General features: G+C 72.8%; 26 protein-coding genes, 1 riboswitch and 1 other annotated feature. Of the genes, 17 read left to right on the top strand and 9 right to left on the bottom strand.

Going from position 1 to position 24053, the window contains the following annotated elements:
• Positions 1-97 precede the first annotated feature (97 nt).
• Positions 98-1363, top strand: coding sequence for an ammonium transporter (locus tag ACTMMA_RS09025; protein ID WP_441189782.1), 1266 nt, complete (start codon positions 98-100; stop codon positions 1361-1363).
• A 52-nt stretch (positions 1364-1415) separates the two neighbouring features.
• Here ACTMMA_RS09025 and ACTMMA_RS09030 read toward each other — a convergent pair whose 3' ends face one another.
• The 4 genes from ACTMMA_RS09030 to ACTMMA_RS09045 are packed head-to-tail and all read right to left on the bottom strand — an operon-like array spanning position 1416 to position 4170.
• Positions 1416-2408: a hypothetical protein gene (locus ACTMMA_RS09030; RefSeq protein ID WP_441189783.1), complete on the bottom strand. Its 993-nt coding sequence runs from the start codon at positions 2406-2408 to the stop codon at positions 1416-1418.
• Positions 2401-2916 (bottom strand): RNA polymerase sigma factor, encoded by a 516-nt coding sequence (locus ACTMMA_RS09035; protein WP_441189784.1) that lies wholly within the window; start codon positions 2914-2916, stop codon positions 2401-2403. Before ACTMMA_RS09035 ends, ACTMMA_RS09030 begins: the two co-directional genes overlap by 8 nt.
• A 31-nt stretch (positions 2917-2947) precedes the next feature.
• Positions 2948-3649 (bottom strand): HAD family hydrolase, encoded by a 702-nt coding sequence (locus tag ACTMMA_RS09040; RefSeq protein WP_441189785.1) that lies wholly within the window; start codon positions 3647-3649, stop codon positions 2948-2950.
• Positions 3646-4170 carry a MarR family winged helix-turn-helix transcriptional regulator gene (locus ACTMMA_RS09045; RefSeq protein WP_441189786.1) on the bottom strand — a complete coding sequence of 175 codons (525 nt, stop codon included), beginning with the start codon at positions 4168-4170 and terminating at the stop codon, positions 3646-3648. The genes ACTMMA_RS09040 and ACTMMA_RS09045 overlap by 4 nt, the downstream gene beginning before the upstream one ends.
• Positions 4171-4283: 113 nt before the next feature.
• Here ACTMMA_RS09045 and ACTMMA_RS09050 point away from each other — a divergent pair, with 113 nt between their 5' ends.
• A complete protein-coding gene (locus ACTMMA_RS09050; RefSeq protein ID WP_441189787.1) occupies positions 4284-6170 on the top strand; it encodes an ABC transporter ATP-binding protein in 1887 nt (628 codons plus the stop codon).
• On the opposite strand, the gene ACTMMA_RS09055 is transcribed toward ACTMMA_RS09050, so the two are convergent.
• Positions 6121-6786, bottom strand: a complete 666-nt coding sequence (locus tag ACTMMA_RS09055) for a CDP-alcohol phosphatidyltransferase family protein (protein ID WP_441189788.1) — start codon at positions 6784-6786, stop codon at positions 6121-6123. The two genes, ACTMMA_RS09050 and ACTMMA_RS09055, sit on opposite strands and share 50 nt — an antisense overlap.
• Here ACTMMA_RS09055 and ACTMMA_RS09060 point away from each other — a divergent pair.
• Genes ACTMMA_RS09060 through ACTMMA_RS09075 form a run of 4 tightly spaced genes read left to right on the top strand, consistent with a single transcriptional unit; the run spans position 6785 to position 10169 of the window.
• On the top strand, positions 6785-7768 hold the full coding sequence (locus ACTMMA_RS09060; RefSeq protein WP_441189789.1) for a zinc-dependent alcohol dehydrogenase: 984 nt from the start codon (positions 6785-6787) through the stop codon (positions 7766-7768). The genes ACTMMA_RS09055 and ACTMMA_RS09060 overlap by 2 nt on opposite strands.
• Before the next feature lie 36 nt (positions 7769-7804).
• Complete coding sequence (locus ACTMMA_RS09065) at positions 7805-8185, top strand: 6-pyruvoyl trahydropterin synthase family protein (RefSeq protein WP_441189790.1); 381 nt, start codon at positions 7805-7807, stop codon at positions 8183-8185.
• A gap of 11 nt (positions 8186-8196) precedes the next feature.
• Complete coding sequence (locus ACTMMA_RS09070) at positions 8197-9234, top strand: glycosyltransferase (protein ID WP_441189791.1); 1038 nt, start codon at positions 8197-8199, stop codon at positions 9232-9234.
• Positions 9231-10169, top strand: a complete 939-nt coding sequence (locus ACTMMA_RS09075) for a class I SAM-dependent methyltransferase (RefSeq protein WP_441189792.1) — start codon at positions 9231-9233, stop codon at positions 10167-10169. The genes ACTMMA_RS09070 and ACTMMA_RS09075 overlap by 4 nt, the downstream gene beginning before the upstream one ends.
• Here the strand turns inward: ACTMMA_RS09075 and ribA are convergent.
• Positions 10152-11525: a GTP cyclohydrolase II gene (gene ribA, locus ACTMMA_RS09080; RefSeq protein WP_441189793.1), complete on the bottom strand. Its 1374-nt coding sequence runs from the start codon at positions 11523-11525 to the stop codon at positions 10152-10154. The genes ACTMMA_RS09075 and ribA overlap by 18 nt on opposite strands.
• A 98-nt stretch (positions 11526-11623) precedes the next feature.
• Positions 11624-11875: a hypothetical protein gene (locus ACTMMA_RS09085; RefSeq protein WP_441189794.1), complete on the bottom strand. Its 252-nt coding sequence runs from the start codon at positions 11873-11875 to the stop codon at positions 11624-11626.
• A gap of 207 nt (positions 11876-12082) precedes the next feature.
• Here ACTMMA_RS09085 and ACTMMA_RS09090 point away from each other — a divergent pair, with 207 nt between their 5' ends.
• Both ACTMMA_RS09090 and ACTMMA_RS09095 read left to right on the top strand, forming a co-directional pair.
• Positions 12083-12484: a cold-shock protein gene (locus tag ACTMMA_RS09090; RefSeq protein WP_441189795.1), complete on the top strand. Its 402-nt coding sequence runs from the start codon at positions 12083-12085 to the stop codon at positions 12482-12484.
• 2 nt (positions 12485-12486) lie between these two features.
• On the top strand, positions 12487-13233 hold the full coding sequence (locus ACTMMA_RS09095; protein WP_441189796.1) for a DUF3027 domain-containing protein: 747 nt from the start codon (positions 12487-12489) through the stop codon (positions 13231-13233).
• Between the two features lie 102 nt (positions 13234-13335).
• Here ACTMMA_RS09095 and ACTMMA_RS09100 read toward each other — a convergent pair whose 3' ends face one another.
• A complete protein-coding gene (locus ACTMMA_RS09100; protein ID WP_441189797.1) occupies positions 13336-13632 on the bottom strand; it encodes a DUF2530 domain-containing protein in 297 nt (98 codons plus the stop codon).
• Positions 13633-14016: 384 nt separating this feature from the next.
• On the opposite strand from ACTMMA_RS09100, the gene ACTMMA_RS09105 reads away from it, so the two are divergent.
• From ACTMMA_RS09105 to ACTMMA_RS09135, 7 genes are all read left to right on the top strand, one after another.
• Entirely contained in the window at positions 14017-14475 is a 459-nt protein-coding gene (locus tag ACTMMA_RS09105; protein ID WP_441189798.1) for a MarR family winged helix-turn-helix transcriptional regulator, read from the top strand.
• Complete coding sequence (locus ACTMMA_RS09110) at positions 14472-15761, top strand: MFS transporter (protein ID WP_441189799.1); 1290 nt, start codon at positions 14472-14474, stop codon at positions 15759-15761. Before ACTMMA_RS09105 ends, ACTMMA_RS09110 begins: the two co-directional genes overlap by 4 nt.
• A gap of 85 nt (positions 15762-15846) precedes the next feature.
• On the top strand, positions 15847-17637 hold the full coding sequence (locus tag ACTMMA_RS09115) for a gamma-glutamyltransferase family protein (protein WP_441189800.1): 1791 nt from the start codon (positions 15847-15849) through the stop codon (positions 17635-17637).
• A 60-nt stretch (positions 17638-17697) separates the two neighbouring features.
• Positions 17698-18096: a hypothetical protein gene (locus ACTMMA_RS09120; RefSeq protein ID WP_441189801.1), complete on the top strand. Its 399-nt coding sequence runs from the start codon at positions 17698-17700 to the stop codon at positions 18094-18096.
• A complete protein-coding gene (gene pdxH / locus ACTMMA_RS09125) occupies positions 18093-18782 on the top strand; it encodes a pyridoxamine 5'-phosphate oxidase (RefSeq protein ID WP_441189802.1) in 690 nt (229 codons plus the stop codon). Before ACTMMA_RS09120 ends, pdxH begins: the two co-directional genes overlap by 4 nt.
• A 40-nt stretch (positions 18783-18822) precedes the next feature.
• Entirely contained in the window at positions 18823-19500 is a 678-nt protein-coding gene (locus tag ACTMMA_RS09130) for a metal-dependent transcriptional regulator (RefSeq protein WP_441189803.1), read from the top strand.
• Between the two features lie 302 nt (positions 19501-19802).
• Positions 19803-19954, top strand: a riboswitch (cyclic di-AMP (ydaO/yuaA leader).
• 1 nt (position 19955) lies between these two features.
• Positions 19956-20855: a C40 family peptidase gene (locus tag ACTMMA_RS09135; protein ID WP_441189804.1), complete on the top strand. Its 900-nt coding sequence runs from the start codon at positions 19956-19958 to the stop codon at positions 20853-20855.
• Between the two features lie 249 nt (positions 20856-21104).
• Here the strand turns inward: ACTMMA_RS09135 and ACTMMA_RS09140 are convergent, their stop codons facing one another.
• On the bottom strand, positions 21105-21689 hold the full coding sequence (locus ACTMMA_RS09140) for a transposase (RefSeq protein ID WP_441189805.1): 585 nt from the start codon (positions 21687-21689) through the stop codon (positions 21105-21107).
• Here ACTMMA_RS09140 and ACTMMA_RS09145 point away from each other — a divergent pair.
• Both ACTMMA_RS09145 and ACTMMA_RS09150 read left to right on the top strand, forming a co-directional pair.
• Positions 21678-21800 carry a hypothetical protein gene (locus ACTMMA_RS09145; protein ID WP_441189806.1) on the top strand — a complete coding sequence of 41 codons (123 nt, stop codon included), beginning with the start codon at positions 21678-21680 and terminating at the stop codon, positions 21798-21800. The genes ACTMMA_RS09140 and ACTMMA_RS09145 overlap by 12 nt on opposite strands.
• 591 nt (positions 21801-22391) lie before the next feature.
• Positions 22392-23666, top strand: a complete 1275-nt coding sequence (locus ACTMMA_RS09150; protein ID WP_441189820.1) for an IS256 family transposase — start codon at positions 22392-22394, stop codon at positions 23664-23666.
• 146 nt (positions 23667-23812) lie between these two features.
• Positions 23813-23934 (bottom strand) — a sequence feature (AL1L pseudoknot).
• Positions 23935-24053 lie beyond the last annotated feature (119 nt).

The following is a 24053-nucleotide window of genomic DNA, read 5'->3' on the forward strand; positions in this document are numbered from 1 at the left end:
ACATCCCTCCCCTTGACTGTGCCCACGCGGTCCGCTCCCGTCCCCGACGACGTGATGCGGGAGTGGACCGTCCGTGCACACACTCAAGGAGGTATCGATGGAACTCACGGCAGGTGACGTCTGGGTCATGGTGTCGGCGGCGCTCGTGCTGCTCATGACCCCGGGGCTGGCGTTCTTCTACGGCGGCATGGCCAGGGCCAAGGCCGCCATCAACATGATCATGATGAGCTTCGTCTCGGTCGGGCTCGTGGGCGTCGTCTGGGTGCTCTGGGGCTACGGGATGACCTCGGCCCCCGGGATCCTCGGCGGGCTCGTCGGCAACCCGCTGGCGGACTTCGGGCTGAGCCAGTACGTCGGGACCACCGACCTCGTCGGGATCGGGTATGGGGCCACGTTCGCGATCATCACCGTCGCCCTGATCTCGGGCGCGATCGCCGACCGCACGCGGTTCACCTCGTGGGCGGTCTTCGTGCCCGTCTGGGTGACGCTGGTCTACTGCCCGCTGGCCTTCATGGTGTGGGGCGGCGGCCTGCTGTCGGCCGACGGCTGGATCGGGCGGACCTTCGGCGAGGCGATCGACTTCGCCGGCGGCACGGTCGTGCACATCAACGCGGGTCTGGCGGCGCTGGTCCTCGTCTACGTGATCGGCTCCCGGACCGGCTTCGCCAAGGGTCTGCACGGGGCGCACAACGTGCCGCTGATGATGATCGGCACGGCGATGCTGTGGTTCGGCTGGTTCGGCTTCAACGGTGGCGCCGCGGGGACCGTCGAGGAGGGTGGCCTCATCTGGGTCAACACCCTCGCCGCGCCGGCCGCCGCGATGATCGCCTGGCTGGTCACCGAGCAGGTCCGCGACAAGCACATGACCTCGGTCGGCGCGGCCTCGGGCGTCGTGGCCGGGCTGGTCGCGATCACGCCGGCCTGCGCGTCGGTCTCCCCGGTCGGTGCCGTGATCATCGGCCTGCTGGCCGGCGTCGGGTCGGCGCTCGCGGTCGGCCTGAAGTACAGGCTCGGGTATGACGACGCGCTCGACGTCGTGGGCGTCCACCTCGTGGCCGGCATCATCGGCACGGTCGCCATCGGCTTCCTGGCACTGCCGGTCGACGGCGCGGGCGGTGGGCTGCTCTACGGCGGCGGGGCCGGCCAGCTGGTCGCCCAGGTCGTGGCGACGGTGTTCACGCTGGTCTTCACCGGTGTGATGACGGCGATCATCGCCCTGGCCATCCACAAGACGATGGGCATGCGGATCAGCGCCGAGGACGAGGAGCGCGGCGCCGACCTGGCCCTGCACTCCGAGTCGGCTTACGCCTTCGGTGAGGACGCCGCCTCCTACGACCCGATCGCCGAGGAGGCGACGGTCTGACGGACAGGGAGTGCTGCGGCCGGTCGGCAGGCGTGCCGACCGGCCGCAGCGTTCACCGCCCGGTGTCGTAGACCATCGCGATCTCGTCCACCGGCGAGCCGGGGCAGAGGCGCCCCCAGTCGGCGGAGGGCGCGTGGTAGCCGGCGGCGTAGGAGATCTCCATCCCCTCCTCCGCCATCAGCGCCCCGGAACCGTCGGGGGACTCGCTGTAGATCGTCGGTCGACCGTCGTCCTGACGCTGTCCCCAGGCGTTGGGAAGCACCAGGCCGATCGTCCCGCCGTCCGTCCCGACCGTCGCACAGCCGTCCTCGGTCATCGTCACCGTGCCCTCCAGGAGAGCACCTTCGCCGCCCTGCGTCGGGTCCCAGCTGAACGTCGGCACCTCATGCCGGCCGCGCTCCTCGTCGGTGGCCACGCGGGTCGGCACGGGCTCGTCGGGCGGGGCGGGGTCGCCGGTCAGCGGCTCCCCGGCGGGCTGGTCGTTGATCCAGGCGACGTCGCCGGACCACTCGCCGCACCGCCCGCCCCATGCGCCGGGGTCGGGGACCCAGCCGCCGCCGTACTCGAACGACTGCCCCTCCACGCCGAAGACCTTGCCGCTGTCCTCGTGGACCACGGCGCGCACCCCGTTGGCGAAGCGCACCCCGACCGCATCGGGGAAGACCACCGGCTGGACGCTGCCGGGCTGCCCCGGCTGGTAGAGCAGGGTGCAGCCCTCGGGCGTGAAGCCGAGGCGGCCGGAGACGAGCGCCTCCATCCCCGACCCGTCCCAGTCGTAGGTCGGCACCTCGAACTGCTCGGCACCCTGGGGAAGCTCCGGTCCGGAGGCGATGCCGGGGATCCCGCTGCCGCCCGGCGAGAGCTGGACGGCCGCGACCGCGACCGCTGCGGCTGCTGCCGCACCGAGGGCCATGGCTCCCCGGCGCCGGCGCCGGTGGCGGGTCGCCCGTCGCTCCAGGTCGTCCAGAGGAGGCGGTATGACGTCGCTCTCGCGGGCGAGCTCCTCGCCCAGGACGCGGGTCAGGGTCCGGTCGAGGTCAGTCATCGTCGACCTCCTGGAGGGTGAGGGCCTGCGCGAGCTGCGCGCGGGCGCGGGAGAGGCGGGACTTGACCGTGCCCTCGGCGATGCCGAGCTCGTCGGCGACCCGGGCGACGGGCAGGTCGAGCAGATGGTGAAGGACGACGACCTCGCGGTGGCCGGTCGGGAGAGCCGCGAGCGCGACCATGAGGTCGTGCCGTTCAGCCGGGTCGGGTGGCGTCTCCTCCCGTGCGTCCAGAGGGCTCGGTGCCCCGTCAGGGACGGGCGCCTCGGCCAGGTGCCGGTCCCTGCGCCGGTCGTTGAGCCAGATCCGCCAGGCGACCGTCCGCAGCCAGGACTCCGGCCGGTCGTAGTCGCGCACCTTCTCCCACCGGGGGATCAGCCGGACGAAAGCCTCCTGGGCGGCGTCCGCCGCGGCCTGCCGCGGGATGCCCATGACCACGAGCGTGCCGACCAGCCGCTGGTAGGCCGGAGGATAGAAGTCCTCCAGCCGGGTCGGCGCCGCCTCTGACATGTGCACACCGTAGACACCCCGGGCAGCCCCGTCAGGTTCCCGCCGGCCCAGGGTCGAGCAGCGCGCCCAGGTCCGGGACGGCCGCGACGGCGCCCGCCGCGAGCAGCTCCGTGCGCCGGGCCTCCTCCTCGGCGACGCCCAGGACGCGCACCCCGGCGGCCCGCCCCGCCTCGACGTCCGTGACCGAGTCGCCCAGGAAGAGGGCGTCGCGGGGGTCGGTGCCGGCGTCCGCCAGCGCGGTCAGCAGCAGGTCGGGCGCCGGCTTGAGGTCGTCGACCCGGTCCTCGCTGCGCCCGTAGACGTCCAGCAGCAGGGCGCTGAGACCCGTCCTGGCCGGCTCGAGGACGAGCGGGACCACGCCGGGTGCGTTGTTGGTCACGACGGCGACGAGCACACCCCGGTCCAGCGCCTGCTCGAGGAAGGCCACGGCGTGGGTGGCCGGCGGGGCCGCACGGGCCGCCTCCAGCTCGAGCCTGGTGCACAACGCCGACAGCTCTGGGAGCAGCTCCGGAGCGTGGGCCCCGATGATCCGCAGGCACTGCACGTGGTCGGGCTCCTCGCCCAGGGCCTGCGCCAGCGCGGGGCCGCCGCGCTCGGCGGCCAGCCGCCGGAGCCGGGCGGAGACCGCCAGCCACGAGTCCCCGGGGAAGAGGCGGGTGAGGGGGCCGTCGAGGTCGACGAGCAGGAGTTCGGCGGAGCGGACCAGCGCGACGGGGGAGGGTCGCGGGCTCATCGCGTGGTCTCCACGTCGTCCTGCGGGGCGGGCTGGCCGGGCCGCTCCTCGAGAAGGGCGAGCAGCAGCCGGCGCAGCTCGGTGCGGTCGGCGGGGGAGAGGGTGGCCATCGCTCGCTCGGCGGCGGCGCGACGCCGGTCCCGCACGGCGGCGACGGTATGCAGCCCCTCACCTGTGAGCGTCAGCAGGACCGCCCGGCGGTCGGTCGGGTCGGGGGAGCGGGTGAGCAGTCCGGCTCCCTCGAGCGTGTCGGCCACCTCCGTCGCCGAGCGCGGGGCGATGCCCAGGTGGGTGGCCAGCGCCGAGACGCGCACCCCGGCGCAGGTCCCGTCCTCGTGCCGTCCCAGCCGGGCGAGGGCGAGCAGCCCGCGCTCCTGGTGGGGGCTGAGCCCATGATCCCCCGGCTCCCCGGCCCCGGCCCCCGCCCCGGCCCCCGCCCCGAGCCGACGCCACCGCCGGGCCAGGCGCAGAAGCAGATCGACCTCGGAGGTGCCGGAGGAGGGGTCGGTGGGAGACGGCATACCCGGAAAATAGCAGAGGCGAGGAAATAAAGAGGTAACCTCCCAATGTTGGACAGGAGGCACAGACCTCCAGGCCGGCAGCGACGACCGGCTCCTGACGAAAGGAGAAGCGGATGAACGACTTCTCGAACCCCACTCCCGGCCGGATGGCCGAAGGCGGCCGTGGTGGCCGCGGCGGGGGCGCCGGCGCGCGCCCCGACCCCAAGGACAAGGCCCAGTTGGCGGCGCACCCGGTCGACGGGCGGCGCGTGCTGGCGATCTTCCGCCCGCACCGCTGGTCGCTGGCGGCCATGCTCGTTCTCATCGTCTCCAGCTCCGCACTGGGGCTGGCCTCGCCGTTCCTGGTCAAGGAGATCGTCGACGTGGCGATCCCGGACCAGGACGTGGGCCTGCTGCTCATGCTCGTCGGCGCCATGGTCGGCGTCGCCGTGGTCTCCGCCGTGCTCGGCGTCCTGCAGACCTGGATCAGCACGACGATGGGCCAGAAGATCATGCACCGGCTGCGGACCGACCTGTTCACCCATCTGCAGCGCCAGCCGCTCGCCTTCTTCACCCGCACCCGCTCCGGCGAGGTGCAGTCGCGCCTGACCCACGACGTCTCCGGGCTCCAGGGCGTGGTCACCTCGACCGCGACCTCGCTGGCCGGCAACATCGCCACGGTCGTCGGCACGCTCATCGCGATGATCGCGCTGAGCCCGACCCTGGCCCTGCTGTCGCTGGTGGTCATTCCGCCGGCGGTGCTGGTGACCCGCTCGGTCGCCCGCCTGCGCCGCGACGCGACCGACAAGCGGCAGAAGGCGCTCGCCGGGCTCCACGGCCAGGTCGAGGAGTCGCTGTCGGTCAGCGGCGTCCGGCTGAGCAAGACCCTCGGCGCCAGCGAGCAGCTCGCCGACCGCTTCCACGCGACCAGCACCGGCCTGCTCGACCTCGAGGTCGCCGCCCAGATCGCCGGCCGCTGGCGCCAGGCCACGATGGGCATCGTCTTCGCGATCGTCCCGGCGGCGCTCTACCTCGTCGCCGGCCTGCCCGTCACCGGCGAGGGCATCTCGATCGGCACCCTGGTCGCCTTCGTGGCGCTGCAGTCGGGCATCTTCCGGCCGGTCATGGGCCTGATGTCGATCGGCGTGCAGGTGACCTCGTCGATGGCGCTGTTCAGCCGGATCTTCGAGTACCTCGACCTCCCCGTCGACGTCGCCGAGCCCGACCCGGCCGTGGCACGTCACCTCGACCCTGCCGCGGCGCGTGGGGAGATGCGCCTGGAGGGCGTGACCTACCGCCACCCCGGCGCCGACCGCGACGCCCTGGCCGACATCGACCTCACGATCCCCGCAGGCGCGACCGTCGCGCTGGTCGGGCACACCGGCTCCGGCAAGAGCACGCTGGCCTCGCTGCTGGCACGGCTGGACGACCCGACCGCCGGGCGCGTGACGCTCGACGGGATCGACCTGCGCGAGCTGCCCTCGGTGGAGCGCGCCGCGGTCGTCGGGGTCGTGTCGCAGGAGACCTATCTCCTCCACGCGACCATCCGCGAGAACCTGCGCTTCGCCAATCCCGCCGCGACGGACGCCCAGATCGAGCAGGCGGCCCGCGACGCCCAGATCCACGACCACATCGCGGCGCTGCCCGACGGCTACGACACGGTCGTCGGCGCTCGCGGCCACCGGTTCTCCGGGGGTGAGCAGCAGCGGCTGGCCCTGGCCCGCACCCTCCTGCGCGACCCCAGGGTGCTCATCCTGGACGAGGCCACCAGCGCCCTGGACACCCGCACCGAGGTCGCGGTCCAGGCCGCACTGGATCAGGTCGGGCGCGACCGCACGGTCGTGACCATCGCCCACCGGCTCTCCACCGTCCGCCGCGCCGACCTCATCGTGGTCATGGACCAGGGGCGGATCGCCGAGCAGGGCACCCACGAGGAGCTGCTGGCCAACGGCGGACGGTATGCCGCTCTCGTCACCGCGGGCGACCGCGCGGCCGGACAGCCGATGGCGCTCGCCGCGTGAGCCCCTCGGGGCGGACCAGTGGCGGATCAGTCGCGGCACCGGACGGGCTCGGTCCGCCCTGCCGCTCCAGCCAGCGGATGTCGATGGCGAAGGAGACCAGCACCGCGGCGACGGCGACCGCCACCGCCACCTGCACCGCCCAGCCCGGCCAGAAGGGCGCCGTCGCGATGACCAGCGTGCCGGTCAGCACCCCGCCGAGCACCTTGCCCCGCCAGCTGCCCGGCAGCTGCCGCCGCCAGGCCGGCCGCACCAGCTGGCCCACCAGGAACGCCGGGTAGAGCAGCCCACCCAACAGCCCCCACGGCGCGACCTGCACCAGGGCGATGGCCATCACGAGGACGAGCGCCCCGTCGACGCCGGAGTCGAGACGCGCCCCACGGGCCGTCTCCGTCCCGGTCCGGCGAGCCACATACCCGTCCACCCCGTCCAGCACCCACGCGAGCACCGCCACCCCCACCACCCACCATGTCCGCGGTGACCCGCTCCCGACGAGCCCGACGACGACCAGCACCGCGCACACGCACACCAGCAGACCGCGGCCGAGCGTGACGAGGTCGGCGGGCGTGGGTGGTTCCGGACGGCGAGATCGGCCCGGACCAGCGACGATGGTGGGCATGGAGGCACGAGCGTACTGGACCGTCGCCCCCGGCACCGGGCAGATCCGCACCGAGGAGCTCCCGCCGCCGGGTCCGGGCGAGGCGCTCGTGAGGGCCACCGTCTCGGCCGTCAGCCGCGGGACCGAGCTGCTCGTCCACCGCGGGGGAGTGCCGGAGTCCGTCGCGGAGCAGATGCGTGCCCCCTTCCAGGTCGGCGACCTGCCCGGGCCGGTCAAGCACGGCTATCTCTCCGTCGGGGTGGTGGAGGAGGTCGGGGGCTCCGAGGACTCCGAGGACCAGGCGTGGGTCGGACGCCGCGTCTTCTGCCTGCACCCCCACCAGGACAGGTATGTGGTGCCGCTCACCGCGCTCACGCCGGTGCCCGACGACGTGCCCGACGAGCGGGCGGTGCTCCTCGGCACCCTCGAGACCGCGGTCAACGCGCTCTGGGACGGACGGCCGGCCTACGGCGACCGCGTCGCCGTGATCGGCGGCGGCATGGTCGGGGCCTGCGTCACCGCGCTGCTGGGCGAGCTGCCGCTGGAGCGGCTCGAGCTGGTCGAGACCGACGACGCACGTCGGGCGCTCGCCGAGGGACTGGGGGCGGTCGGCGTCGCCCCGGCCGACGCGAGCGGGGACTGCGACGTCGTCTTCCACGTCTCGGCCACCTCGTCGGGCCTCCAGCGCGCGCTGGAGCTCGTGGGCGACGAGGGCGAGGTGGTCGAGCTGTCCTGGTACGGCGACGCCCCCGTCTCCCTCGACCTCGGCGCCGACTTCCACGCGAGGCGGTTGTCGATCCGGGCCAGCCAGGTCAGCCGGGTCAGCCCGCACCGCGCCGCCCGTCGCGACCACGCCGGCCGGATGCAGGTCGCCCTGCGCGCCGCGGCCAACGCGTCCCTGGACGCCCTCATCGCCGGGCCCACGCCGTTCGAGGAGCTGCCCGAGCTCATGACCAGGCTCGCAGGCGGGGCGCCGGGCGTCTGCCATCTCGTCTCGTACTGACCGACCGGGCCCACCGCATACCGAAGGAAGGAATTCATGTTCACCCTCACCGTCCGCGACCACGTGATGCTGGCGCACTCGCTGCCCGACCCGTTCTTCGGGCCGGCGCAGGGGCTGCACGGCGTGACCTATGTCGTGGAGGCCACCTTCGAGCGGCCCGACCTGGACGAGCACGGCGTCGTGCTGGACATCGGCGCGGCGGGCCAGGCGCTGACGGACGTCCTGGGGCGGATCGCCTACCAGAACCTCGACGAGCTCGAGGAGTTCGCGGGGATGATCACCACCACCGAGGTGATGGCCCGCTGGGTCGCCGACCAGCTCGCCGGCTCGATCGACGTCTCCGGCCTGGGGGCCATCAGCGTTGTGCTGCGCGAGCACCCCGACGCGTGGGCCTGCTACCGCAAGGCGCTGGGTTGAGCCTCCTCCTCGTGGTCCCAGAGCGCGTGGGACAGGGTCCGAGCGGCGGGGACAGGTATGACGCAGCCGTCGCCGCAGCCTGGCCCACCGTGGGGCGGCGGGTCAGGGTGGCCGAGGTGCCCGGGGCGTGGCCGTGGCCGGATGACGCCTCGAGGGCGGCCCTCGCCCAGGTGCTCGAGCGTCAGGAGGAGGGCTGTGTCGTCATCGACGGGCTCGTCGCCTGCTCGGTGCCGGAGGTGGTCGAGGAGGTGGCCGGGCGGCGGCCGGTGGCGATCCTGGTGCACTCCGTGCTCTCCGAGGGGGCCGGGGCCACCGGGGAGGCCGCGGCGGAGCTGGACCGCCGGGAGGCCCGCGCCCTGGCTGCGGCCGAGGTGGTCGTGGCCACGAGCCGGTTCGCGGCCGACCGGCTCTCCAGGGCCTACGGCCTGGACGAGGTCGCGGTCGCCCTGCCCGGCGTCGACCGGGCGCCGCTGGCGGCCGGCTCGTGGCAGGAGCCGCAGCTGCTCATGCTGGGGGCCATCACCCCGTTGAAGAACCAGGGCCTGGCGATCGAGGCGCTGGAGCAGGTCTCCGACCTGCCCTGGAGCATGTCGGTGGTGGGGCCGGCGCCCGACCCGTGGCACCTGCGCTCGCTGCAGCACGAGGCCGAGGAGAGGTTCCTCGGAGCCAGGGTGAGGTGGTGCGAGGCGCTGGGTGACGAGGAGCTCGAGCAGGTCTGGGCCGGCACGGACCTGCTGGTGCACCCCTCGCGCAGCGAGACCTACGGGATGGTCGTCGTCGAGGCGCACGCCCGGGGCATCCCGACGATCGTGGGGGCGGGCACCGGCGCGGTGGAGGCCCTCGTGGGGCCGGGCGGGCCCGTGCCCGGACGAGAGGTCGACACCTCCTCGCCGCGAGAGCTCGCGGCCGCCCTGCGGGAGTGGCTCACCGATGCGGGGCTGCGGCAGCGGTGGCACGACGCGGCGATCCAGCGCCGGAAGCATCTGCCGCGCTGGAGCGACACGGTGGAGCAGCTGGAGGTCGCGCTGGCCCGCATGATGGAGGGATGACCCTCGACCGCGAGCCGGCCGCCCGCGCTCCCGCCCCTGTCGAGGTGGCCTGCGCCGACTGGCTCGCGCTCCGCGCCGAGGCCGACACCCGCGCCCGCGACGAGGGATCGGCCGACCTCCTGCGCGCCCTCGTGGACCGGTTGGGCCGCTCCGACGACGCCCAGATCGCCGGGGCCCGCGTCGTCGACCTGGGTGCGGGGACCGGCGCCAACCACCGCTATCTCGCGCCCCGCCTCCCGCCCGCCCAGCGTTGGACGGCCGTCGACCACGACGCCACCCTCCTGGCCAGCCCCGCGCACGACGGCGCCGACCGGGTGGTCGCCGACGTGGCCGAGCTCGGTGACATCCTCGCCGGCCTGTCGGGGGACGGCCCGGTGCTGGTCACCTGCTCCGCGCTCCTGGACGTCCTGACCGCGCACCAGCTGGCATCTCTGGCGGACGCGCTCGTGACGGCGCGCTGCCCTGCCCTGCTGGCGCTGACCGTGACGGGCCGGGTGGGGTGGTCCCCCCGCGAGCCGGAGGATGACGTGGTCGCGGCCGCCTTCGACGCGCACCAGCAGCGCGAGGGACGGCCGGGACCGGACGCCGCTGACCGGCTGGTCGAGCACCTGGGTGGCGCCGGTGTCGCTGAGGATCGCGATGGCGATGGCGATGGCGATGGCGATGGCGATGGCGATGGCGATGCCGGGGCCAGGGCCGGGGTGCACGTCGTGGCTGCTCCCACCCCGTGGGAGCTGGACGATCGTGACGCCGGTCTCCTTCGCCGCTGGCTCGACGAGCGCGTCGACGCCGTCCTCGAGCAGGACCCTTCGCTGGCGCCTGTCGTGGAGCCGTGGCACGCGCGCCGGCTGGCGCAGCTGGAGGCCGGCGTCCTGCGGGTGGTCGTCGACCACGTCGACCTGCTCATCCTCCCCGGCTCAGCGCCCGCGTCCTGAGAGGTCGAAAACGCTCACCACGTCCTCGCCCAGCACCCAGCGCCGCACCGGCGGACGCAGGGCGTCTGCCAGCACGTCGTGGCCAGGCAGGCGCAACCCGGGGATCCCGTCGCCGATCAGCACGGGTGCGGTCGTCAGGTAGAGCTGGTCCACGCATCCCTGCCGGACGAACTCCGAGACCAGCCGGCCGCCGCCCTCGACCAGCACGCGGTGCAGCCCCCGCCGCGCGAGCATCGCCACCACGTCCTCCGGAGCCATGCCCCCGGGCGCGTCCCAGCGGACGAGCTCCACATGGTCGGCCAGAGGTTCGGCCGTGCCGTTGCGGCTCGCCGCGGCCTCCGGGCCCACCACCCAGAGCGTGGGCGCCTCCCCGTCCACCAGGACCGAGGAGTCCTCCGGCAGCTGCCCGCCGGGATCGAGGACGACGCGGGTCGGGTTGCGGCCCTCCACGGCGCGGACCGTCAGGCGGGGGTCGTCCGCCGCCGCCGTGGCACCACCGACGACGACCGCGTCGACCAGGGCGCGGAGCCGGTGCAGGTGCTCGCGGTCCTCCTCGCCGGTGACGAAGTTGGCGTCGCCGGTCCGGCTGGCGATGAAGCCGTCGATGCTCTGCCCCAGCTGGGCCAGGACGAGCGGCCCCTCCCAGGTGACGAGCGCCCCATACCGGTCCGCCAGATCGCCGTCGGAAGGCACGTCGCCCGTGAGCAGCCGGCCCCAGTCGTCCTGCGGCGCGGCGTCGTGAGCCATCCTGGTGCGCTTGGTCTCCAGATATCTCTGGTTCTCGGGGCGGGAGGGGACGACCAGCGGCTCCCGGCGCTCCACCACCAGGCCGAGCAGGGAGAGGGCCTCCTCCTTGGCCGGGTTGGAGGACAGCAGGCGGATCCGGTCGACCCCCAGATCGCTCAGCATGGCCACGGTCTGCCCGTAGGTCCGCGCGTCGGCCGGGTAGCCGAGCTGGAGATTGGCGTCCACGGTGTCGATCCCGGTGTCCTGCAAGGCGTAGGCCCGCAGCTTCTCCCCGAGCCCGATCCCGCGACCCTCATGGCCGCGGACGTAGACGAGGGCTCCGCAGCCGTCCGCGTGGATGAGGTGCAACGCCTGCTGCAGCTGCTCCCCGCAGTCGCACCGGCGCGAGCCCAGCGCGTCGCCGGTGAGGCACTCGGAGTGGACCCGCACCAGGGGTGCGCGGTCCCGGGAGCCGTCCTCGTCGCGCAGGCCGACGCTGAGCACGACATGGTCGGTCCCGTCGGCATCCTGGTAGGCCGTCATCCGGAACTCACCGTGCTCCGTCGGCAGGACGGTGTCGGCCAGACGGCGCACGGAGGTGCCCAGGTCACGGTGATCGAGGATGCCCATCCGTCGAGTATGTCCCGTGGCACTGCCGATCTCCTGCCGGAACGAGCGGTCCCTGGCCGCCAGGACCTCTCACCCCGCCCGGCGGCACGGTCTGCTCCTCAGCGGCCGCTGAAGCGGTCCACGACGTCCTTGGCCTCCCGCAGGCCGGCGCCGGTGCGTCGGCGGTACTCCTTGATCGCCATGATCGGCCTGCCCTGCTGCACCAGGAGCTGCTCCTGCGCGTCCAGGGTGCCGACCGGGTCCACCTGCGCACGGTCGATGCCGAGCTTGGCGCAGAGCTGGTCGATGATGCGGTCGTGCTCACGGACCCGAGCCTCGAGCCGGTCGATGGCCTGCTGGTTGCCGAACATGCTCTTCCTCTCCGGAGGCGCCGGTGCGCTCCCCTCCTGACCCCATCCGACCACGGCGCCGCCGGGCAGGCCATCCCTCGCAGGACCGGTCCTGGCGCTCCGTCCCAAGGAGGAGGTCGTCAGGTTCGCAGGCAGGTGCACCGGGCGATATCCTTGCGGGACCGCTCCATCCGTGTACATCACCCCCTATACATCTCGAGGTGCTCCGTGCCTACCGGCAAGGTCAGGTTCTACGACGAGGAGAAGGGCTTCGGCTTCCTCTCCAGCGACGAGGGTCACGACGTCTTCGTCCCGCGCTCAGCGCTGCCCCAGGGTGCCACCACGTTGCAGCGGGGAGCCAAGGTCGAGTTCGACATCGTGGCGGGCAAGCGCGGTGATCAGGCGCTGCACGTCCGCCTGCTCGACCCGGCCCCGTCCGTCTCCCGCGGGCTGACCCTGCGTGACCGCAAGCCGGCCGAGGAGATGGTCGTGGTGGTCGAGGACCTCATCACCCTCCTCGACCAGGCGTCCAACGCGCTGCGCAAGGGTCACTACCCCGACCGCACGCACGGCCGCAACCTGGGCAAGGCCCTCCGCGCCGTAGCCGAGCAGTTCGAGGCGGGCAACTGATCTTGGTCGCTCCCAAGCCTGACGCCGTCCTGGACGCCGCGATCGACCTCGCCCGCACCGCGGCCGAGGAGATCGCCGAGCCCGGCACCGTCGGCGACCACTTGAGCGCGGTCGTCGAGGCCGACCGGGTGATGACCCACTCGTTCGCCTGCACCGCCGCCGCCTACCCCGGCTGGCGCTGGGCCGTCACCCTCTCGCGCGCTCCGCGCGCACGCACCGCCACGGTCAGCGAGGTCCACCTCCTGCCCGGCGCCGGAGCCCTGCTGTCGCCGGAGTGGGTCCCGTATGCCGATCGCCTCGCTCCGGGCGACATCGGCCCCAACGACCGCACCCCCTACGTCGAGGACGACCCGCACCTGGAGGCCGGCTGGGAGGCGACCGGCGAGGAGGACGTGGACCAGGTCGCGCAGTGGGAGCTCGGTCTCGGCCGCGAGCGGGTCCTGTCCGCCGAGGGTCGCGACGCCGCCGCCACGCGCTGGTTCGACGGTGACCGCGGGCCCGCCAGCGAGACGGCTCGGAAGGCGCCCAAGCCCTGCTCGACCTGCGGCTACTTCCTGCCGATGGCCGGTGCCCTGCGCTCGGTCTTCGGCGTCTGCTCCAACGAGTGGTCGCCCGCAGACGGCTCCGTCGTCGCGCTGGCCTTCGGCTGCGGCGCGCACAGCGAGGTCGACGTCGAGAAGCGCGCCCCCGAGCGCATCGACCCTCCGGTGCTGGACGACGACGGCGAGATCGAGTTCACCGAGCGCTGACGCGTCCTGGGTGGTCTGCTCAGGGACCGCGCGGATGGATCACTGCGTGCTCAGACGCCCGGTGCTCAGGCGACCTGACGGACCGGGTGAGTCACCGCATACCTAGGCCATCGAGGCGTTGCCGCGCCCCCGGCGAAGGTAGACATAACCCAGCCCGCCCAGCAGGATCGCCGCCACCGGCACCCAGATCCACCAGTCGCGGTCGCCGGTGCGCAGCGCGGGGATCGCCAGCATCACCACGAGCACCACGGCCCAGGCCACCAGCCCCCACTTGACGAGAGTGATCGTGCGCAGCGGCACCTCCGGCGGCGTGATCGAGCCGTCCGCGTCGCTGATCCTGTTGTCGACGATGCTGCCGTCGTCCTCGGTGCGGCGCTCGTCGGCTGGCTGCTGCTCCACGGCACAACCGTAAGGGACCGGCACCGTTCGGCGGAGCACCTCATGCGGGGAGCCCCACTTCATGAGGGGAACTCCACTTGACGCCGGTTATCACCGACACCCAGGTTCAGAAGCCGCATGAAGTGGGCTTGGCCAGGCTCGTGGAGGTATGAGGCGCCCGGCACCCGGGTCGGTCCGCGGGGGTGAGGTCAACCATTCGCCGCGCTCGGTGGGGCTCGGGGCAACCATTCGCTGCGCCTGGTGGGGGTGTGGGCAACCATTCGCTGCGCCTGGTGGGGCTGGGAGCAACCATTCGCTGCGCCCGGTGGGGAAGGGGGACGGAGCGGGGAAGGGGGAGTGCGCGCGTGAGTCGTTAACCCAGATAATGAGTTAGGCTAAGTGGTTGTGTCAGACTCCGATCCCGCCCCCACCCCGGACCCCGCCGTCGCCGACCTCGCCCACGAGCTGAGGATCGCGTGCATGAGGGTCGCCCGGCGGGTGCGCTTCGACGCGGACAACGCGGTGGCTCCCCACCTGTTCAGCATCCTGGCTCGGCTCTCGGTGGAGCCGTCCACGGTCGGCGAGCTGGCCGCGACCGAGCAGGTCAGCGCGCCGACGATGAGCCGGGCCGTGGGGCAGCTGTGCGAGAGCGGCTACGTGCGGCGGACCGCCGACGAGCACGACGGCCGTGTCGTGCACCTCTCGCTCACCGACGAGGGCGAGGAGCTGGTCCGGGTCGAGCGCGCCAACCGCGACGCCTGGATGACCGCGCGCCTGGCCGCCCTGACCGCCCAGCAGCGGGCCGTCCTGGCCGAGGCGACCGACCTGATCGAGGACCTGCTGTCCCGGGACGTGGGCCGATGAGCGCGATGTTCTCCGCGCTGTCGGTGCGCAACTACCGCATCTACGCCACCGGCGCGATCGTCTCCAACACCGGCACCTGGATGGGCCGCGTCGCCCAGGACTGGGTCGTGCTCACCGAGTTGACCGACAACTCCGCCCAGGCCCTCGGCATCGTGACGGGTCTGCAGTTCCTCCCGATCCTGCTCTTCAGCCCGATCGCCGGGGCGATCAGCGACACCTTCCCCAAGCGCCAGGTCATGCTGGCCAGCCAGTCCTTCATGGCGCTGATGGCCCTGGTCATGGGCGTGACCGTGCTGACGGGCCACATGGAGCTGTGGCTCATGTATGCCCTGGCCTTCCTCTCCGGCTCGGCCGCCGCCGTCGACGCCCCGGCCCGCCAGGCCTTCGTCTCCGAGATGGTGCCCAAGGAGCAGCTGACCAACGCCGTCGGCCTCAACTCCGCCTCCTTCCACTCCGGCCGCCTCATCGGCCCCGCCGTCGCGGGCCTGCTCATCGCCGCCGTCGGCACCGGACCCACGCTGCTCATCAACGCCACGACCTTCATCGCGGTGATCATCGCCCTGCTGTCAATGAACACCGCCGAGCTCACCTCGCCGCCCCGGGCTGCCAAGCGCGGCCGGGTCCGCGACGGCGTCGCCTACGTCCGGCAACGCCCCGACATCCTGCTGATCATGGTCCTGGTCTTCGTCCACGGGACCTTCGGGATGAACTTCCAGCTCTTCAACGCCCTGATGGCCACCGAGGTCTACGGCAAGGGCGTCGAGGAGTTCGGGGTCACCGGCTCCATCATGGCGATCGGGTCGCTGGCCGGTGCCCTCCTGGCCGCCCGCCGCGAGCGCCCCCGCTGGCGCCTCCTCCTGGGCGCGATGATCGGCTTCTCCGCCTGCCTCATGGTGGTGGGCGCGGCGCCCAGCTTCTGGACCTACACCCTCCTGCTCATCCCCACCGGGCTGGCCGCCCTCACCGTCATGGTCAGCGCCAACGCCATGGTCCAGCTGACCACCGACCAGGCCGTCCGCGGCCGCGTCATGGCTCTCTACATGGCGGTCTTCATGGGCGGGACCCCGATCGGCTCGCCCGTGCTGGGCTGGTTCGCCGAGACCTACGGCCCCCGACTGACCGTCTTCCTGGCCGCCACGGTGTGCATGCTGACGGCGGTGTTTGCGACCATCTACGTGATGCGCCACGACAACCTGCGCCTGCGGCTGCGGGCCAGCTGGACCCGCCCGCTCGCCCTGGAGCGTGGCGCCGTGGTCACCGAGCCCGTCCCCGAGAAGGTGAACTGATTGAACGCCACCACCCGCCGCATCGTCGTCCTCGTCGCGCTGGCCGCACTCATCCTCACGCCCGTGCTGGGCATGCTCCTCTGAGATGACCTTCACCACCCGGCCGACGCTCACCGGCACCTTCGGGATGGTGTCCAGCACCCATTGGCTCGCTTCCCAGGCCGGTATGCGGATGCTCGAGCTCGGCGGCAACGCCGCCGACGGAGCCGTGGCGGCCGGGCTCGTCCTGCAGGTCGTGGAGCCGCACCTGAACGGGCCGGGCGGTGACCTGCCGCTCATCGTCGCCTCGGTCGAGGACCCCACGCCACGCGTGCTGTGCGGGCAGGGGCCCGCGCCGGCAGCGGCGACGCCGGCGCACTTCGCCTCCGTCGGGCTCGACCGGGTCCCTGGCTCCGGCCCGCTGGCGAGCGCCGTGCCGGGCGCCTTCGAGGCCTGGATGGTGCTGCTGCGCGACCGCGGCACCCTGACCGCGCGCGAGGTGGCCGGCCCCGCGCTGGAGTATGCGCGCGACGGGCACCCGATCCTGGGGCGCGCCAGCGCCACCATCGCCACCGTCGCGGACCTCTTCACCTCCGACTGGACCACCTCCGCCGACCTCTGGCTGGTCGACGGCGCCGCGCCCGAGCCCGGCAGCCTGGTCCGCAATCCCGCCTGGGCGGACACCCTTGAGCGTCTCCTCGCCGCCGAGGACGAGGCGGGCGCCAGCTGCAGCACGGGCAGCCGCGAGGACGGGATCGACGCGGTGCGCGCGGCGTGGTCGCGCGGCTTCGTCGCCGAGGCCGTGGGCGAGTTCGCCCGCCGCGCGTTCCGCCACTCCGGCGGCCAGGTCCTGCCCGGCGTCATCACCGCCGACGACCTCGCCGCCTTCGAGGCCACCTGGGAGGACGCGGTCACCCTCGACTGGCGCGGCCACACCATCGCCAAGACCGGGCCCTGGGGCCAGGGCCCGGCCCTCCTCCAGGTCCTCCAGATGGTCGACGAGGTCGGGCACCTCGACCTCGACACGGCCGACGGCGTCCACACCCTTGTCGAGGCGTGGAAGCTGGCGATGGCCGATCGGGAGGCCTGGCTGGGGGACAGCGCCGACGTGCCCCTCTCCGACCTCCTCGACCCCGGGTATGCGGCCTCCCGCGCCTCGCTCATCGGCCCCCGCGCCAGCCAGGAGCTGCGCCCCGGCTCGCCGGGCGGCCGCGAGCCCCGCGTCGCCGCGATGGCGCTCCACGTCGACGGCGCGGACGACCGCGACGCGACGACGGGGGAGCCGACGGTGCGGCGTGACGGCCAGACCCGCGGCGACACCTGCCACGTCGACGTCGTCGACCGGTGGGGGATGCTCGTGTCGGCGACCCCGAGCGGCGGCTGGCTCCAGTCCTCCCCGACGATCCCCGAGCTGGGCTTCTGCCTGGGCAGCCGCCTCCAGATGGCCTGGCTCGAGCAGGGTCTGCCCTCCTCCCTGGTCCCCGGGAGGCGACCCCGGACCACCCTGACGCCGACGCTCGTGCTGCGTGACCGCATACCCGTCCTGGCCTGCGGCACCCCCGGGGGCGATCAGCAGGACCAGTGGCAGAGCATCTTCCTCCTGCGCCACCTCGTGGGCGGGCTGGGGCTGCAGGAGGCGATCGACGCCCCGACCTTCCACACCACGAGCTTCCCCAGCAGCTTCCACCCCCGCGCGACCGAGCCGGGCGTCCTCGTCCACGAGTCCCGGCTGGCCCCCGAGGTGCTGGCCGAGCTGGGGCGCCGAGGGCACGTCCTGGTCGACCAGGGGCCCTGGAGCCTGGGCCGGATGTGCGCCGTCGCCCGCGACCCGGAGACCGGTGTGCTCAGCGCCGCCGCGAACCCCCGGGGAATGCAGGGCTATGCCGTCGGACGTTGACCCTGTGCATCACCGCCGCATCACCTACCGTGGTGACGTTCACCCCTAGCAGGAGGCCCCGTGGCTGCCACCAACCTCGCCAAGCTTGCGCTCAAGTACGGCCCCGTCGTCTACACCCTCGCCCAGAAGTACGGCCCCCAGGTCGCCGAGCAGCTGCTCAGGAAGGACGGCGCCGCCCGCCAGCTGGTCGCCGACCAGACCCAGAAGCTGCGCGCCGGCGCCCGCAAGCAGGCACTGGCCCACGCCGACTCCGTCGTCGACGGGACGCTGCAGCAGGTCTTCCACGGCGGTGAGTCCTACTGGGTCGTCTTCTCCCGCAACGAGCCGGTCGGCACCCACCCGCACACCAACATCGCCTACGACGCGCTGCTGCTCAACGCCGACCCGGCCAAGCGGGTCCGACCCGAGGCGCTGCGCCGCACCGTCCACCTGCCGCGCCGGACGAAGCGCACGCCGTGAGCCACGGGCTGGGGGCGGAGCGGGTCGACTACGAGGGCGAGGGGCTCTCCGAGGCCGAGGCCCCCGACGCCCCGCTCCCGCTGGTCCTGGCCTGGGCGGAGCAGGCCGTGCGGCGGCAGGCCGAGCGAGGCGACGTGCCCGAGCCGACCGCGATCAGCGTCGCGACCGTCGACGCCGACGGCCTGCCCGACGTGCGCACCGTGCTGATGAAGGGCCTGGACGCCCGCGGCCCCTACTTCCTCACCAACCTCGACTCCGCCAAGGGCCGGCAGCTGGCCGCCAACCCGGGCGTCGCGGCATCCCTGACCTGGCCCTCCATGTTCCGCGCCGTCCGGTTCCGCGGCCGCGCCGAGCTGCTCGACCGGGACGAGGTGACCGCCTACTTCCGGACCCGCCCCTGGTCCTCCCGCGTCAGCGCGCACGCCTCGGCCCAGTCCCGACCGGCGCGGGACCGCGCGAGCCTGGAAGCCGCATACCAGGAGTGCGCGGAGCGCTTCCCCGACACCGGGGAGCCGGACGCCGTGCCGGTGCCGGACCACTGGGGCGGCTACCGGATCGTCGCCGACTCGGTCGAGATCTGGGCGGGGCGCCGCAGCCGCCTGCACGACCGACTCCTGTGGGAGCGGACCGGGCCGGGCGACCTGGACGACCCGACAGCGTGGCGCCGCTGCCGCCTGCAGCCATGAACGGCCCGGTCCGTCGGTGCTCCCTCGTAGGATGGGCGCCGTGAGCGAGCTGATCGACACCACGGAGATGTACCTCAAGACCATCCTCGAGCTCGAGGAGGACGGGGTCGTCCCCATGCGTGCCCGGATCGCGGAGCGACTGGCGCAGTCCGGCCCGACCGTCTCGCAGACGGTGGCGCGGATGGAGCGCGACGGCCTGCTCAGCCTCACCGAGGAACGGGTGCTCGAGCTCACCGAGACCGGCCGGCTCGAGGCGGTCCGCGTGATGCGCAAGCACCGCCTCGCCGAGCGTCTGCTGGTCGACGTCATCGGCCTCGATCCCGCGATGGTCCACGAGGAGGCCTGCCGCTGGGAGCACGTGATGAGCGAAGAGGTCGAGCGACGCATCCTCGGCCTCGTCTCGGACGGCACCACCTCGCCCTACGGCAACCCCGTGCCGGGGTTGGAGGAGCTGGGGTATGAGGCAGCTCGCCCCGCGCGCGGCCGTCCCAGCAGCGAGCTGGGCGAGGGGGGCGACCGGGTCGAGGCGATCGTCGACCGCCTGGGTGAGCCGGTGCAGGTCGACCCCGAGGTCCTGGGCCTGCTGCTGGACTCCGGTGTCCGTCCCGGTGCCACCGTGCAGGTCTGGCAGGAGGACGAGCGCACCATCATCGAGGCCGCCGGCGGAGCGGCGGTGTCGCTGCCGCTCGACGTCGCGGCCCACATCTTCTGCTCCTGAGCTTCGAGCGGCACCACATGTAGTGGTGCGGGCGGGGCTGGAGGGGCTCATTCCCGCGGCTTCCGGCGTGTCCGCGAGCGGGTGGCGTCGTGTGAGATCCATCACTCCTGGCCGGGTGGCAGACCCGTCCTTCCCGGTGTTGTCGCTGGTCGGGGCCACTGCGCAGGTGGCCGCCCACGGAGGTTGTCCACAGATTCGTTACCGGAGCGTGACATCGGCGAGGGAGCCGTTGTAGCGTGTCCACGGCTCATCTCCCCCTGGGATGAGCTTCCAGGCTCACACGCCCAATCCTGTCAGTGTGCCCGGATGTCCCGCTGAACAACCGCAGACAGGAGCGGGGGAACCACCACTGGAGTCGTCCCGGACTCCTTGGGGCGAAGGTCCGGCCCGCCGGACCAGGGGACTTCCACCCCCAGCCCGACAGCTCACCCCGCAGGCACATGGAGGACCACAACGTGACGCACCGCCACATCGCTCGGCACCGCAAGCCGAGCCGACTGAGCACGGCCAGCACCGCCCTGACCCGCACCGCCGCGGTCGCCGCCACGTCCACCGGCCTCATCGCCGGCACGGGCATCGCGGCCCAGGCAGCCCCCGACGCCCCCTCCGACCAGGCGCACGTCGCCGGTCCGCAGGCCCTCGTCGAGGTCGTCCAGGCCGTCGAGGCCGTCGCCGCGGCCGAGCGTCCCGCCGTGGCCGCCGCCGCCCCCAAGAACATCGAGGTCGCCGTCTTCGGGACCACCGGCTTCGCAGGCACCACCCCGGTCGTGGAGGTCGTCGAGGAGCCCGTCGTCGAGGCCCAGGAGGCCGTCGTCGAGGCCCAGGAGGCCGTCGTCGAGGAGGCCCCGGTCCAGGAGCAGGTCCAGGAGCAGGCCCAGCAGCAGGCCCAGCAGCAGGTCGAGACCCGCACCGAGACCACCGCGAGCCGCGACAACGAGCGCCAGGCGCCCGTCCAGCAGGCCGTCCCGGCTCCTGCGCCCGCCCCGGCCCCCGCGCCCGAGCCCGCCGCGGCCCCCGCGCCGACCGGTGGCGTCCTGGCCACCGCTGCGGCCTACACCGGCATCTACTACGTCTACGGCGGCAGCACCCCGGCCGGCTTCGACTGCTCCGGCTACACCCAGTTCGTCTTCGCCCAGCACGGCATCTCGCTGCCGCGCACGGCCGCTGCCCAGCAGTCCTACGCCACCCCGGTGAGCAACCCGCAGCCCGGCGACCTGGTGTTCTTCGGCTACCCGGCCTACCACGTGGGCATCTACGCCGGCAACGGCATGATGTACGACTCGGGCCGCCCGGGCATCCCGACCCAGCTCCGCGCGATCTTCAGCGGCGTCTCCGGCTACGGCCGCGTCGGCTGACCCACCCTCCACCCTCACCCGCCGACGACGTCGGCGGGAGGTGACGAGAAGGCCCCGCCCCTGGTCCTCCAGGGCGGGGCCTTCTCGCGTGTCCCCTCAGCCTCGATCCGCCGACGCGCCTTCGTGGTTTTCTGCGCTCGGGTTTCAGCGGGGTGATTTCGGGATGGTGAGCGGACGGGGCATGGCGGGGCCGCCGGTCTGTCCGGCTCTTCCACTTGGGGTCGTTCCTCGTGCGGTCAGGGGGCGGTGTCAGCCGGGGGCGTAGGCGGTGTCGAACATGGCCTCCCAGGCGTGCTGCCAGGGCCAGTTCGTGGGCAGGTGCAGGTGGAGGCGCCTGGCCCGGTTGGCGATCCGGGCGGGGATGTTGACCAGCTGGTCGCGGATCGTGGCCGGACGGGCGCGGGCGTGCTTGGCCGAGGCCAGGGTCGCGGCGGCGCGGGTGAGGTTGAACGCGATCGCGGCCAGCACCGTCCACGCCCCGTTGGCGGCGAAGTCCCCGGAGGGTGCGTGGGCCAGGGGGCCCGCCTTGAGGTCGGCGATGACCTGCTCGACGAGCGCGTGTCCCGGTGCGAGGCCTCGGCTTCGAGCATGGCCAGGGGTGAGTCGGTGAACACGGCGTGGTGGCGGTAGGCCGCGAACAGCTCGTCCTGGCCCGCTTTGGCCGCTTTGGGGTTGAGTCGCTTGACGCGGCGCACGATCAGGCGGGCGGTGACGTGCTCGGCCTTGGCCCGGGAGGTGAACGCCGTGTACTCGACCTCGGCGACCTGCGCATCCGAGATCCACCGCTGCTCGTGCTCGTCCCAGATCGCCTCGGGGTACCTGATGCCCACCCACGCGTCCTCGGGGATCCGAGAGATCGCCGCGGTCACCGCCGGGTCCATCCGGGCGGTGACCGAGAACCTGGCCCCGCCCGCCTTGGCGGCGGTGACCACGGCGTGGTTGTAGTAGGCAGAGTCCGCGCGCACCGTCACCATCCCGGTGGCGCCGGCACGGTGGGCGGTGGCCAGGGCATCGCCGATCAGCCGGGACGCGCCGTGGGCGGAGGCGACGTTGCCCTTGCGCAGCCGGGTGCCCACGACCAGTGGTGCGACGGTCGGGGTGGACAAGGTGGCGAGCTGGACGTTGAGGCCCTTGACCCCTGAGTACCCGTAGGCCGCGCCCTGCTTGGCATACCCATGGGTGGCGCGGATCGTGTCATCGACGTCGAGGTAGGCGACCTGGTCGGCGCCGGCCAGCAGGCCCGGCACTTCCTCGGCCAGGTTCACCAGCGTCCGGGAGGCGACCGCGTCCAGCTGACGCACGTGCCCGAAAGAGTAGGCGCGAAGGTGGGTGCCCAGCGTGGTCGGTGCCCGGTGCGCCTCGAAGAGCCGGTCCATCCCGCCGTGACGAACCAGGTCCATCGCCTCGATGCTGTCCGCACCCGCGACCATCCCGGCCACCGGGACTGTCCGCCAAACGGTGTTTCTGGCCCGACGCGCCGGCGCAGCTGGCGGGGAAGGTCGTGTGATGACCGAGAAGATCACGAGCGTGAGCTCGATGCCGAAGAAGGTGACGAAGACGACCTCGCGCAGCGAGGCCGAGCAGGCTGCGGTTCGGGAGTTGGTCAAGGCCGCCCGGGCACGTGGTGAGGACCTGACCGGCCCGGACGGGTTGCTGAAGGCGATCACCGCCACGGTGCTGGAGGCCGCCCTGGAGGAGGAGCTGACCGAGCACCTGGGGCACGCCAAGCACCAGCCACCCACCGGGGAGAGCGGGAACATCCGCAACGGCACCCGGCCCAAGACGGTGCTGACCGACGCCGCCGGAGAGGTGACGATCGCGGTGCCGCGGGACCGGGCCGGCACGTTCGAGCCGGTGATCGTCAAGAAGCGACAGCGGCGCCTGAGTGACGTGGATGCGGTCGCGATCAGCCTGTTCGCCAAGGGCCTGACCACCGGCGAGATCTCCGCGCACTTCCAGGAGGTGTACGGCGCCTCGATCTCCAAGGACACGGTCTCCCGGATCACCGACAAGGTGCTTGAGGAGATGGCTGCCTGGTCCTCGCGTCCTTTGCAGGGCGTGTACGCGGCGATCTTCATCGACGCGATCTACGTGAAGGTCCGCGACGGGCAGGTCGGCAACCAGCCGTTCTACGCCGCGATCGGGGTCGACCTGGCCGGTCGCCGCGACGTCCTGGGGCTGTGGGCCGGGCAGGGTGGTGGCGAGTCCGCGAAGTTCTGGATGAACGTCCTGGCTGACCTGAAGAACCGCGGCGTGGCCGACGTGTTCTTCATCGTCTGCGACGGCCTCAAGGGCCTGCCCGACAGCGTGCACGCGGTCTTCCCGCAGGCGATCGTGCAGGCCTGCGTGATCCACCTGATCCGCGCGACGCTGCGCTACGCGAGCCGGAAGTACTGGGACCAGCTCGCTGGGGACCTGCGCCGCATCTACACCGCACCCTCGGTTGAGGCGGCATGGGCGGCGTTCGAGGAGCTGGAGGAGAAATGGGGCAAGCCCTACCCCGCGATCCCCAAGATGTGGAGAGCGGCATGGGAGGAGTTCACCCCGTTCCTGGCCTACGACGTGGAGATCAGACGCGTGCTGTTCTCCACCAACGCCATCGAAAGTTTGCACGCCCGGTACCGGCGCGCGGTCACCGTGCGCGGGCACTTCCCGACCGAGCAGGCCGCGCTGAAGTGCCTCTACCTGGTCACCAGGGGCCTGGACCCCAAAGGCACCGGCCAGGCACGATGGACCATGCGGTGGAAGCCCGCGCTCAACGCTTTCGCCGTCACCTTCGCCGACCGCATGCCGGCCGCGGAGAACCTCTGAAGATGAACGCCAGAAACACCGTTCATCGGACAGACCCCGTAGACCTGGTAATTCGCCTTGTAGGTGGCCTGGATGCGCTCATCGAGGGCGGTGTCGGTCAGGGCCCGGTTGGAGGGCGGGCGCTTCTTGGCTGCGTAGTAGGTGCTCGGGGCGATCTTGGCGCCGGCCTCGGTGAGGACGGTGCAGATCGGCTCGACCCCGAACTGGTCCTTGTGCGCCTCGACGTAGTCGATCAGCGACTTGAGGGGCGGTCGAGCTCCGCGATGCTCCTATGTCAAGGCGAGGAATCAGGCGGCCTGCTGGACGTGCCTGGAGGCAGGGATCTGGTCGGCGCGCAGGGCGGAGTAGACGGCGTCGGAGAGTCGTCTGCGCAGCAGTCGCAGTGCG

Origin of the sequence: Ornithinimicrobium panacihumi, from assembly GCF_052073805.1 — a bacterium.
GTDB classification, from domain to species: domain Bacteria; phylum Actinomycetota; class Actinomycetes; order Actinomycetales; family Dermatophilaceae; genus Ornithinicoccus; species Ornithinicoccus panacihumi.